The organism is Variovorax sp. Root318D1, assembly GCF_001424835.1.
Taxonomy (GTDB): Bacteria; Pseudomonadota; Gammaproteobacteria; order Burkholderiales; family Burkholderiaceae_C; genus Variovorax.
In genome coordinates, this window is the sequence record NZ_LMCQ01000002.1 from 206,478 (window position 1) to 217,784 (window position 11,307).

Annotated in this window: 12 protein-coding genes, 1 tRNA gene and 1 pseudogene; 4 read left to right on the forward strand and 10 right to left on the reverse strand. The window is 64.9% G+C overall.

The window, feature by feature from the left end; translation table 11 throughout:
- Positions 1-21 precede the first annotated feature (21 nt).
- Complete coding sequence (locus tag ASC78_RS03550; RefSeq protein WP_055796517.1) at positions 22-630, forward strand: glutathione S-transferase; 609 nt, start codon at positions 22-24, stop codon at positions 628-630.
- A gap of 1 nt (position 631) precedes the next feature.
- Here ASC78_RS03550 and ASC78_RS03555 read toward each other — a convergent pair whose 3' ends face one another.
- Both ASC78_RS03555 and ASC78_RS03560 read right to left on the reverse strand, forming a co-directional pair.
- Positions 632-1,021: a DUF488 domain-containing protein gene (locus ASC78_RS03555; RefSeq protein WP_055796442.1), complete on the reverse strand. Its 390-nt coding sequence runs from the start codon at positions 1,019-1,021 to the stop codon at positions 632-634.
- Positions 1,022-1,051: 30 nt separating this feature from the next.
- Complete coding sequence (locus ASC78_RS03560) at positions 1,052-2,905, reverse strand: PhoX family protein (RefSeq protein WP_055796521.1); 1,854 nt, start codon at positions 2,903-2,905, stop codon at positions 1,052-1,054.
- A 95-nt stretch (positions 2,906-3,000) separates the two neighbouring features.
- On the opposite strand from ASC78_RS03560, the gene ASC78_RS03565 reads away from it, so the two are divergent.
- A complete protein-coding gene (locus ASC78_RS03565; RefSeq protein ID WP_055796446.1) occupies positions 3,001-3,828 on the forward strand; it encodes a crotonase/enoyl-CoA hydratase family protein in 828 nt (275 codons plus the stop codon).
- 264 nt (positions 3,829-4,092) lie between these two features.
- Entirely contained in the window at positions 4,093-4,404 is a 312-nt protein-coding gene (locus ASC78_RS03570; RefSeq protein WP_055796448.1) for a hypothetical protein, read from the forward strand.
- Between the two features lie 27 nt (positions 4,405-4,431).
- Here the strand turns inward: ASC78_RS03570 and ASC78_RS03575 are convergent, their stop codons facing one another.
- Together ASC78_RS03575 and ASC78_RS03580 are read right to left on the reverse strand one after the other, a co-directional pair.
- Complete coding sequence (locus ASC78_RS03575; protein WP_055796451.1) at positions 4,432-5,574, reverse strand: DSD1 family PLP-dependent enzyme; 1,143 nt, start codon at positions 5,572-5,574, stop codon at positions 4,432-4,434.
- Positions 5,575-5,697: 123 nt separating this feature from the next.
- A complete protein-coding gene (locus ASC78_RS03580) occupies positions 5,698-6,009 on the reverse strand; it encodes a hypothetical protein (protein ID WP_157634372.1) in 312 nt (103 codons plus the stop codon).
- A gap of 92 nt (positions 6,010-6,101) precedes the next feature.
- Between ASC78_RS03580 and ASC78_RS03585 the strand changes: the two genes are divergently transcribed.
- Positions 6,102-6,178: transfer RNA gene (locus ASC78_RS03585), tRNA-Arg, on the forward strand.
- Between the two features lie 58 nt (positions 6,179-6,236).
- Here the strand turns inward: ASC78_RS03585 and ASC78_RS03590 are convergent.
- The 6 genes and pseudogenes from ASC78_RS03590 to ASC78_RS27630 all read right to left on the reverse strand — a co-directional run.
- Positions 6,237-6,767 carry a c-type cytochrome gene (locus ASC78_RS03590; protein WP_055796457.1) on the reverse strand — a complete coding sequence of 177 codons (531 nt, stop codon included), beginning with the start codon at positions 6,765-6,767 and terminating at the stop codon, positions 6,237-6,239.
- Positions 6,768-6,998: 231 nt separating this feature from the next.
- A complete protein-coding gene (locus tag ASC78_RS03595) occupies positions 6,999-9,473 on the reverse strand; it encodes a heavy metal translocating P-type ATPase (protein WP_235504978.1) in 2,475 nt (824 codons plus the stop codon).
- Positions 9,474-9,579: 106 nt separating this feature from the next.
- Positions 9,580-9,771, reverse strand: coding sequence for a heavy-metal-associated domain-containing protein (locus tag ASC78_RS03600; RefSeq protein WP_055796460.1), 192 nt, complete (start codon positions 9,769-9,771; stop codon positions 9,580-9,582).
- A 32-nt stretch (positions 9,772-9,803) separates the two neighbouring features.
- A complete protein-coding gene (locus ASC78_RS28335; RefSeq protein ID WP_200934255.1) occupies positions 9,804-10,064 on the reverse strand; it encodes a multicopper oxidase domain-containing protein in 261 nt (86 codons plus the stop codon).
- Positions 10,065-10,106: 42 nt separating this feature from the next.
- The gene (locus ASC78_RS03605) at positions 10,107-10,892 is read right to left on the reverse strand and encodes a TIGR04325 family methyltransferase (protein WP_055796463.1); all 786 of its coding nucleotides are present in this window, start codon (positions 10,890-10,892) and stop codon (positions 10,107-10,109) included.
- A 161-nt stretch (positions 10,893-11,053) separates the two neighbouring features.
- Positions 11,054-11,307, reverse strand: a pseudogene (locus ASC78_RS27630) (methyltransferase, TIGR04325 family); the annotation flags it as partial.

Genomic DNA, 11,307 nt, shown 5'->3' on the forward strand with positions numbered 1-11,307 from the left:
AAGAAATTCAGGAGAAAGAAGATGCAACTCGTCGGCATGCTCGATTCGCCCTATGTGCGCCGCGTGGCCATTTCGCTGCGCCTCTTGGGCCTTCCGTTCGAACACCGCTCGGTCTCGGTGTTCAGCACCTTCGAACAGTTCCAGGCAATCAATCCCGTCGTCAAGGCACCGACGCTGGTGTGCGACGACGGCACGCTGCTGATGGATTCTTCGCTCATCATCGACTACGCGGAGACGATCGCCGACCGTAGTCTCATGCCCTCGGACGCCAATGACCGGAAGCATGCGCTGCAGGTGCTGGGGCTCGCGCTCGCAGCGTGCGAGAAGACGGTCCAGATCGTCTACGAGCGCAAACTGCGCCCGCTCGAAAAGCAGCATGCCCCGTGGGTCGACAGGGTGCGCAACCAGCTGGCCGCCGCCTATGCCGGGCTCGAGGCCGAGATACGGAAACTGCCCGCGGTGGCCGATGAAGCCTCCATGGGGCAGGCTGCCCTGACGAGCGCCGTGGCATGGAGCTTCACGCAACTGGTGATTCCCGACGTCATTGCGCCGGCCGATTACCCGTCGCTTGCTGCCTTTGCCGCCAATGCGGAAAAGCTGCCGGCCTTGCTGGCGCTTCCGCAGGTCTGATTCAGTTCGCGATGTCCGCCCCGCGCTCGGCCAGCAGGCTGCGCAGCAGCGAGCGATGGCAGCGCGATTCGTCCTCGCAATAGCAGCCCACGGAAAGCGCCGCACTGTGTGAAAGGGCGGCCAGCAGGTCGAGGCTGCGGCTCGCGTCGGCTTCGGCCATCTCGGCCTTGTACTTGCGCATGAAGGCGTTCCATTGCGCGGGCGTTTCCGCTTCCTGGCCCAGCTTCATGGTCTCAGCGGAAGGTGCGAGATTGGGGTACCACACGTCATACCAGTTCTGCGAGGCGAACTCGGTTTTGGGAACCCCGCGCGGCGGCCGGCGCACGGTGCCGATGCGAAGGCCCTCGCCGCTGGCGCGCGGCGTACCGAGGCGAACGATGCGGATGCTCATGTGCAGCTCCTTCTCTTCTTGCGATGAACTTCAGGTGCCGACGATCCCGCCGTCGCGCCGGCGAATGGCCAAGGTCGCCGAGCGCGGGCGCGCGCTGCCGGGTGCCGTGCCATCCGGCCATGCGCTGTTCGGTGTGGCGGTGCCATCGTCGCGCGACTCGCCCGGATGCTGGATGTTGACGAACAGCGTGCGCCGGTCCGGCGTCACCACGCAGCCGGTGACCTCGCTGCCGTTCGGCGCAGTCAGGAAGCGCTTGATGCGGCCCGTCGCCGGATCGGCACAGAGCATCTGGTTGTTGCCGAGCGACGCATACGGAGGCTTTCCGATCAGCTGGCCGCTCATGTCGGTCTGGATCCAGAGCAGGCCGCCGCTGTCGAAGTGCAGCCCGTCGGGGCTGCCGAAGATGTCGGCATCGACGGACGGATAACGCGCGCCGCTGCTCTCTTGCGCGGAGTCGCCGGCCAGCGCGAAGTGCGCCCACGCAAAGCCCGTGCTGCCGGCATCGGCGTCGTCCTCGCGCCAGCGCAGGATGCCGCCAAAGAAGTTGTCGGCACGCGGATTGGCGGCATCGGGCGCCGGCTTGCCGGGGTTGCCGCGCTGGCTGTTGTTGGTGAGGGTGACGTACACCTCGCCCGTCTGTGGATGCACCGCGATCCACTCAGGCCGGTCCATCCGGGTGCCGCCCACCACGTCGCCGGCCAGCCTGGCGTGGATCAGCACCTCGGCCTGGTCTGCAAAGCCGCTTCCCGCGTCGACACCGTTGCGGCCATGCACGAGTTCGAGCCATTGGCCGCGGCCGTCGGCATTGAAGCGCGCGACGTAAAGCGTGCCTTCGTCGAGGAGGCGGCTGTTGGCTGCACTTCCGCCTCGAGCCGAAACCTTTCCCTGGCTCACGAACTTGTAGATGTATTCGAATCTTGCGTCGTCAGCCGTGTAGACCACCACGCGTCCGTCTTTGGCAAGCGTGCAGGTCGCACTTTCCTGGCGCTTGCGGCCGAGTGCCGTGCGCTTGACGGGCTTGGCCGCCGGATCGAAGGGGTCGATCTCCACCACCCAGCCGAAGCGATGGGCCTCGTTCGGATGACGACTCAGGTCGAAGCGATCGTCGAAGCGCCAGTACTCCACCCATTGCGAGCCCGGCACGGTGCCGTAGCGGCGCTGCGCGGGCGACGCGTCCTTCGCCGCTTCCTTCGGACCGCCGAAGTAGCCATGGAAGTTTTCTTCGCATGTCAGGTAGGTGCCCCAGGGCGTGACGCCCATCGCGCAATTGGCAAAGGTGCCGAGCACCTCGTCGCCGGCTGGATTGGCCGCGGTGCGCATCAGCGGCGTGTTGGCGGCGGGGCCGGCGATGCGCATTGGCGTGCGCCCGTGCACGCGACGCGCATAGGTTGAAGGCCGTACCTGGCGCCAGCCTTCGCGCGTCCACTGGATCTCGATGACAGAGACGCCCATCGCGTGCAGCGACTTGCGCACCTTGCCTGCGTCCCACTCCTTGATGCCGTCCGTGTGCAGCAGCTGTTCATCGGTGTACTCGTGGTTCATCACCAGCAGTGCGCGACCCCGTGCTGTGAGCGGGAAGAAATGCATCCCGTCGTGATGCATGCCGGCCTGCAGTGCCTGGTCTTCCGCACTGTTGCTGCCGTCGGGCGCAAAGGCCGGCACCGGCTGGCCCGCCGTGCCGGTCGGCGTGCCCCAGGGGTAGAGCAGCTGCCATTCGTATTCGGGCGGCACCACGACGGCATCGCGCAGCGACGCCGGCACGCCGGTGAAGCCGAGCACGGCCTGGCTCGGAGGGAGGGGCGACGCCATCGCGCCACTCCGGTGAAGCAGCGCCACCACGGTGGCAGCGCCCGATTGCAGAAAGATGCGACGGTCCAGGGGCATGAGCGAGGGTGGTGTTGGGTAGGCGACAGCCGCCATCATCGCCCAGCGCCTGCACGGGGCGATACTGGGGTGAAGAAAACCGAAGGAGACACCGAATGGCCGAACGAATCGAATGGACCCGCCACTCCGACGGCGTGGTGGAACTGCAGCTTGCGCGCGCCGACAAGATGAACGCGCTCGACCCCGCGATGTTCGACGCGCTGATCGACGCAGGCAAGGCGCTGTGCGGCGACGCCACGGTGCGCGCGGTGGTGATGTCGGGTCAGGGCAAGGCCTTTTGCGCCGGCCTGGACATGGCCTCATTCGAGCGCATGGGGCAGGGCGCCGCGAGTTCGGTGCTGGGTGCGGCGGCGGGCGGTGCCGATCTGTCGACGCGCACGCATGGCATCTCGAACGCAGCCCAGTACGTGGCAATGGCTTGGCGCGAGGTGCCGGTGCCCGTCATTGCCGCTGTGCATGGCGTGGCGTTCGGCGGCGGCCTTCAGGTGGCGCTGGGTGCCGATATCCGCATCGTTGCGCCCGACACGAAGCTGTCGGTGATGGAAATCAAATGGGGCCTTGTGCCCGACATGGGCGGCATGGTGCTGATGCGCGAGCTCGCCCGCAGCGACGTGGTGCGCGAGCTCACGTTCACGGGACGCGTCTTCTCGGGCGAGGAAGCGCTGCAACTCGGCTTTGCCACCAGGCTGGCTGCCGATCCGCTGGCGGAGGCGCTTCAGATGGCGCACGACATCGCCACCAAGAGCCCTGACGCCATCCGCGCCGGCAAGCGCCTTCTCAATGCGTCGCTGTCGCTCGGCGCGCGCGATCTGCTGATCGCGGAGTCGGTGGAGCAGCAGGCGCTGATCGGCAGCCGCAACCAGGTCGAGGCAGTGACGGCGAACATTGAGCGGCGTCCGCCGAATTTCAACGCGCCGGCCTGATCGGTGCCCCCGATGGGGCGCACTAGAGGGTGTTTGCGGCATTTTTTGGCGCTTTTGCAGCCCAATAAACCGCGCGGCAGGCCCAAGTCGCTCAAAATGTAAGAATTAAGTATCTCTATTTCAGGCGTGTGTCCTTCGCCACAGAAAGATCTGTCTTTGTGTGAGGAAGGTCACCTCTGCCGTGAATTAGGGGGAGGCGAGGGGTGGCGGCGCCTGTCACATTCCTTAACAATTATTTCTTTTTGACTGCGACGGCGCTACTGCATGTCGACCACCTTTTTCTGCAACTTCAGTGTGCCTATCCTGGTGGCCGAGGATCGCTACAAATACGTCCCTGTCGTTGGGGTGTTCCGCAGCATCCCGGTCGACCAGATCGACAAGTGGGTGATGCACCCCGGCGGCGGCCCGCGCAGCGACCGCGAGCTGGCATCTGAAGTCCTTGTCGAGGTCCGCAAGCCGCTTGGAACGAGCGGACGCACCGTGCCGCATTCGTTCGAGGTGGCCGATGTGCTTCATCTGGACCGCGCAGCGGCCATCGTGGTGTCCACCTTTCTTGCGGCATTGCCCCGCGCCTGAACGGCAGACCCGCCGGCCGCGTGCCGCTCAGTGCCTGCCGCGGGCGTCTACCGGCCAGATTGCCACCAGGGTATCGCCGTCAACCACGTGGTACGCATCATGCAGATTCACGGTGGGGTCGCAGTGCGGCGTGACAAATTCGATGCGGTCGCCAAGTGCAGGCCGTTCCCCGGCAAACAGCAGCTTGCCGTGTTCGTCGCCAAAGAAGGCGTAGCGGCTCGCCGGATCGGCACCACGCGCCACCAGCGGAACGCCGCTGTCGGTTGCAAAACACTTGGTACCGCCGTCCACCGTGACCCAGTCCACCGCATGGGTGCTCACCACCGCAGTCTGCACGAACAGTGACACCTCGAAGGGCGAAGGCTGCCCCGGGCCGGCGAGCACTTGGGTGTATTCGGCGTCCATGAAGACGTAGGAGCCGGCCTGCAGTTCGGTGAATGCGTCGCGTCCTGCATCGAGATCGTGGGTGCCGGTGCCCGCGCCCGTGACGATCTCGAAATGAATGCCGCCGCGTTTGGCCTCGGCCACAATGTGCGCAATGGTTTCGCGCAGGCTGGCTGCCGCGGCGCTGCGCTGTTGCCGGTCGGCTATGTGCTGCAGATTGCCGGCATAGGCCTGCAGGCCGCGCAGCTTCAGGCGTGGCTCGGCCGCAATGCGGCGTGCGAGGTCGAGCACCTGCGCCTCGCTGACGGCGCCGGTGCGGTTGTAGCCGGCGCCGTAGTCAACCAGCACCTCGAGCGGGTGCGGCAGGCCGAGCGTGGCTTCGGCAAGGTCGGCCGCGTTGCGCGGATCGTCGACCACCACCATCATTCCGCCGGGGCCCGCCAGCCTGGCCAGCTTGACCACCCGCGCGATCTTGCTCGGAGTGACGGCAGGCGAGGTGATCAGCACCCCCGGTATGCCGGCCTTGACCATCACCTCCGCCTCGCCCAGCGTGACGCAGCTCACGCCCAAGGCACCCGCAGCCACTTGGCGGCGCGCGATCTCCACGGACTTGTGCGTCTTGACGTGCGGCCGGAGGCCCACGCCCCGCGCCTTGGCAAACGCGGCCATGCGCTCGATGTTTCGCGTCAGCGCGCCAAGGTCGAGCAGGAGCGCGGGTGTATCGAGCGACTGCCGGCCGCCGGCAAGGCCGATCAGGGGTTTATTGACTTGGGTATCAGGAAGCATGACAAGCTTTCGAGGGCTGGGTTGGGCGCGAGGGTTGGCCGGGCCGCGAAATCGAACAGCGAAATGATCGCACCGAAAGGCATTCGGGTGCCAGTTCGCGCAGTCGCGCGAACGCAGGGATCTTCAGTCGTCCTGCGGCGACGCCCGAGACGCGGAGCGCCTGAGCGCCAGCCACCAGAGGAGCGCCGCATTGATGGACCAGCCTGCTGCAAGCACGGCGAGCGCGGTCTGCGCCACGCCCGGCGCCAGATCGAGCGCCAGCAGCGCCAGCGACCACGGCAAAGCCCCCGCGATGGCCGCGAGCAGGGCCGTCTCGCTGTCGGGAAATGCTGCCGATGAAACCACGCACAACACCCCCACGGCCGTATAGGCGAGCGCCCCGAGGCGCCACCACGAAGGAATGAGCGGTCGAGGGGCGGGTTCAGCAGTGTGCATATGCGGAAGATCGCAGTTGGCAGCATCATGCCTCGACAGCCGCTCGCGCGTCATGTGTGGGTAGAATTCGGCCTTCCTTTCCGGCCCGGAATCTGCCCGTAGCTCAGTTGGATAGAGCACCTGCCTTCTAAGCAGGTTGTCGGGGGTTCGATCCCCTCCGGGCAGGCCACCTCACACCTTCACGCAAGCACTGGCTCTCCCGCAGGCCTTCCTGCGGCGAAAGTCATTCATCCCGGAAACTGCACCACCGGACCGCCAGGCTTGGTGCCCGGCGGAACAAACGCGGGCGCCGGATCGCCGCCGCGGCCGAGCGAGCGGGTGTACGTGTAGATCGCCTTCAAGTCTGCGTCGGTCATCGCGCGCACGTTGAACCATGGCATGGGCGGGCGCGGCGTCATGGTTCGCGCATATTTCACCCACTGCTGCTGGCTCATGTCAGCCATGAGCAAGCGCAGATTGGCCGCGTAGGTGGTGCCCCATGGGCCGGACCAGCCCAAGGCGTCACCGGTGAGCCACAGCTTCTCGTCGACCTCCCCGTTCTTTGGGGCGTAGCCGGGCGTGTGGCAATCGTTGCAGCCCGCGATCATCACCAGGTAGCGGCCGCGCTGGATCTCGCTCTTGTTCGCCTTCTGGCCGCCGCCTGTTTGCGCCCCAGCCAACGCCGAGGACAGGAGGATGGCCAATACGGCGGTGGAGCGTGCAACGCGGCGAATCAGGTGGGCAGTCGGGGCGGCATGTGGATATGTGCAATCCTTCATTGGCTGGCTCCTGGGTATGGTGTTCATGTCGAAGTAGACATGGCACCACGGTAGCCACCGGTGGCGGGCCGCGCATGGGCGCTTCAACCATTTGTGCCTGGGGCTTTTGTCATGGGGTAGCCCAAAAGCAAAACGCCTGCAACAACTTACGTCATTGCAGGCGTTCACATTTTTGGTCGGGCGAAACCGATCTAAAGAGGGGCTACAACCCCCGTGGATCCTAAGGGTCAATCACACGCGCCCTCCTTTGTACCCCCGTTTGTACCCCCGCTTTGTCCTTGCTGGCGACATCACCGTTCCCTGGGCATCGCTTTTTGCTCTTCTCAACCGCAACGCATTCGTAATAACAGACGCCGAACTCAGGCTCATCGCCAGCGCCGCGATCATCGGCGACAGCAGCCACCCTGTGAATGGGTACAGCACGCCGGCGGCAAGGGGGACGCCCAGCGCGTTGTAGACGAACGCGAAGCCCAGGTTCTGCTTCATGTTGGCAATGGTCTGCTCGGAGACGATGCGCGCCTGTGCGATGCCGCGCAGGTCGCCCTTGACCAGCGTGACCTGCGCGCTGTTCATGGCCACGTCGGTGCCGGTGCCCATTGCCACGCCCACGTCGGCCTTGGCGAGCGCGGGTGCATCGTTGATGCCGTCCCCGGCCATGGCGACGATGCGTCCTTCGCGCTGCAGCTTGTCCACCAACGCCAGCTTGTCGGCGGGCTTGACTTCGCCGTGCACCTCGTCGATGCCCAGCCGGGCGGCAACAGCGCGGGCCGTGGTCAGGCCGTCGCCGGTGGCCATGATCACACGCATGCCCGATGCCTTCAGCGCCTGCAGTGCTTCCATGGTCGTGGCCTTGACCGGATCGGACACGGCGAGCAGGCCCGCCAAGCGGCCATCCGCAGCGAGGAACATCACGCTGGCCCCTTCGGCGCGCAGGGCTTCGGCCTGCGGCTTGAGGTCGCCGACCGCGATGCCCAGCTGATCCATGAGCGCGGTGTTGCCCAGCGCCAGCTTCCTGCCGCCGACGCTGCCGCTCACGCCGATGCCGCTGGCGGATTCGAAGTCGTCCGCCGTGGCCAGCGCAAGGCTGCGCTCGCGCGCCGCCTGCACGATGGCATGCGCCAGCGGATGTTCGCTCCCCTGGTCCAGGCTTGCCGCGAGGCGCAGCACTTCGTCCTCGGTGAAGCCGGGCAGGGCCGCCGCGCGTTCGAAGCGCGGCTTGCCCTCGGTCAACGTGCCGGTCTTGTCGACGATGAGCGTGTCGACCTTGCGGAAGTTCTCGATGGCGGCCGCATCACGAAACAGAACGCCCTGCGTGGCCGCCTTGCCGGTGGCGACCATGATCGACATCGGCGTGGCCAGGCCGAGCGCACAGGGGCAGGCGATGATGAGCACCGCCACGGCATTGATGAGCCCGTGGGTCCAGCTCGGGGCCGGCCCGAAGAAGCCCCATGCAAAGAAGGTCAGCACCGCGATGCCGATGACGGCCATGACGAAGTAGCCGGCCACCCGGTCGGCCATGCGCTGCATCGGCGCCCTGGAGCGCTGGGCCTGCACCACCATCTGCACGATGCTTGCGAGCACGGTCTGCGAGCCGACCTTCTCCGACTGCATCACCAGCGACCCGCTGGTGTTCAGTGTCGCGCCGATGAGCTTGTCGCCGACGCGCTTGGTGACCGGCAGCGGTTCGCCCGTGAGCATGGATTCGTCGACAGCGCTGGCACCCTCGACCACCACGCCGTCCACCGGCACCTTTTCGCCGGGCCGGACGCGCAGCTTGTCGCCGACATGCACATGCGCGATGGGAACATCTTCTTCAACGCCATCGGCCTTGATGCGGCGTGCCGTCTTGGGTGCAAGGCCCAGCAGCGACTTGATGGCCGCCGAGGTTTGCGAGCGCGCCTTGAGTTCCAGAATCTGGCCGAGCAGGGTGAGCGATATGATCACCGCGGCCGCCTCGAAGTACACCGCCACGCGGCCCATCGACATGAACGACTCGGGAAACACGCGCGGAGCCGCGGTGGCCACCACGCTGTAGATGAAGGCCGCGGCGGTGCCCAGGCCGATGAGCGTCCACATGTTCGGGCTGCGGTTCACCGCGGATTGCACCGCACGCTCGAAGAAAGGCCACCCGGCCCACAGCACCACGGGAACGGCAAGAACCAGTTCGATCCAGCTTTGCGTCGCCATCTCGAACCATTGCAGGCGGTGTCCCGCCATGGCGAGCACGGTGACCGCGATGGTGAGTGGCAGAGTCCAGAAGAAGCGCCGCTTGAAGTCGCGCAGTTCGGGATCCTCGCCCTCATCGAGGGTCGGCATCACGGGTTCCAGCGTCATGCCGCACTTGGGGCAGTTGCCGGGATGGTTCTGCCGGATCTCCGGATGCATGGGGCAGGTGTAGATGGTGCCTGCCGACTCGGTTGGCGCCGCGGCCGCGGGCGCAAGCACGAGCGGGGCCGTCGGCTGCGCGCCGCCCTTCGCATACCTGGCCGGGTGGGCCTCGAATTTGGCTTTGCACCCCGCACTACAGAAATAGACCGAGCCGCCGTCGTGCTGCAAGACGTGTGCGGACCGCGTGGTCACTGCCATCCCGCATATGGGATCTTTCAGAATCGAATCGGTCTCCTGCGAAGGCTCTCCAGAGGTGGGCGAGTGCGCTCCGTGATGCCCCTGGTGGTGTTCATGCAGGTTGGAAGGCGTAGGGTTCATTCGAGTTCTCCAACGAAGAATTGGCTGCATCCCACGCGGCGGTGCGCTCAGTTCACACACGCTCGCCAAGGCCATTCAGCCGACTGAAGCCGCTGTCCCGGGTGAATCACTTCGGCGGGTAGCCCGCTTCCGTCAGGGCCGCAGCCACAGACTCACGGTCCTCTGCGCTGTCGACACGCAATCTTTTGGTCGGTAGGTCGACTTCGATCTTCGCCGTAGCGTCCAGATTCTTGACGGCCTGAGCAATCCGGCTGGCGCAGCCACCGCAGGACATTGACTGGATGACGAACTCTTGCATGAGAGACTCCTTGATTGAAAGTGATCCCAGTGTCAGGCTTGACATCGTGTGAAGGTCAAGCGTCTGGCGCAAGATCCTCCAACCTCGTGTTGTTCCTTGCTTTCAGGCTTCCACCTCCAGGACATCATCAGCCCGCCGCCTTCGTCCTGCTCGACGTTGTTGTCGGTCGTGAGGTGCGGGATGTGGCAGTGGACCAGCCATTTTCCAGGCCGCAAGGTCTTCCAGATCACCTCGTAACGCTGGCCGGGTCCTACATTGACGCTGTCGGCCTCTTCACATCGCTCTACCATCACTCTCCTGGGCTTCGACCGGGACAACGTGTTGAGAAACTTCGCCTAGCTGGTGGCTACAACGGCCAAATCGAAGCAACAACCCACGTAGTACGGCTTGTCGCCACCCTCGACAAATGGCACTTCGATCGGCTTGCCCTCGTTGCGCCAGGCATCCCGACGCTTGTAGCCAGCGTTCCTGAGCTCGGCCCACAGTTCCTCGACGTGCTGAATGCGATAGGGGCAGAACGCAATGCCGATGCTGTTGATCGTGTAGAGCGTGCGCTCGGGGTGCACCGCCGTCGTGTTCAGCACGATCCGTTTCGGCTTTACCGCGAGATTGGCCAGGATTTCGCCGATGCGCTGCGGCAAATACTGCAGGCTGCCGGAGGCATACAGCACGTCACAGCCGCTTGCATCGCTGTAATTGGTGGTGAAGTCCATCTGGGCGGTTGCGTCGCGCTGAACGGCCAGTTCTCTCCCTGTTTGCACCACCCCGGGAACATCGCAGACGGTCCAGCGAAGATCTTCGGGAAAAGGCAGAACACGGCGAAATGCGTAGTACTTAATTCCAACGTGACCACCGAGGTCGAACACGCTTCGCATGCCATCGTCGAACGATCTTCCGAGCCAGAAAAGGCCCGGGTAGTCGTAGAAATAAATCTGATGGCTGTAGAGCTCACCAGCCGCCTTGGCGTTGCTGTAGCCGACAGCCTTCGAAGTTGGCGCGCCAGCCTCCGCGGCCGCAAAGCTCTCGAACGAGCCCATGAAAAGGTTCTCCGTTTCATTGACCAGAAACTTGCGCCGATAGGCTTCGACGCGGTAACGCAAGGGCAGCAGATCGGGGAGCATGAGTTAGTTTCCTCTTTGGCTGAAAAATCACACTTCGCGACGCCTTACCGGCGCCGCTACGGGGAGCTGCGATTTCTGATCCAACCAGTCCGGCCCAGGCGGATCAGCTTTTTCGCGTCGCATAAGGCAAGGCACTCCGACTTTCTTCGGGTTGCGCCGCTTCACCTTTTGAAGTACAGGCCGCTGAAGGTCGGAACAGTGCGCTCGGCAAACCCTGGCAGGTATATCGAACGCTCATGGACCTCCCACTGGTCTTGAAGGGTGTAGCCCAGTGTCTCGATCTCCTCGATGAAGTGTTTGCGGTTGTAGACGTACACCGGCGCGAAGCAGCCGGCGCCGATGTTCTGCGTCGTGACGTAGTCCTCGCCGCCATACAGCGGAACCTTGTTCAGGAGAATGTGCCGCGGACGCTCCT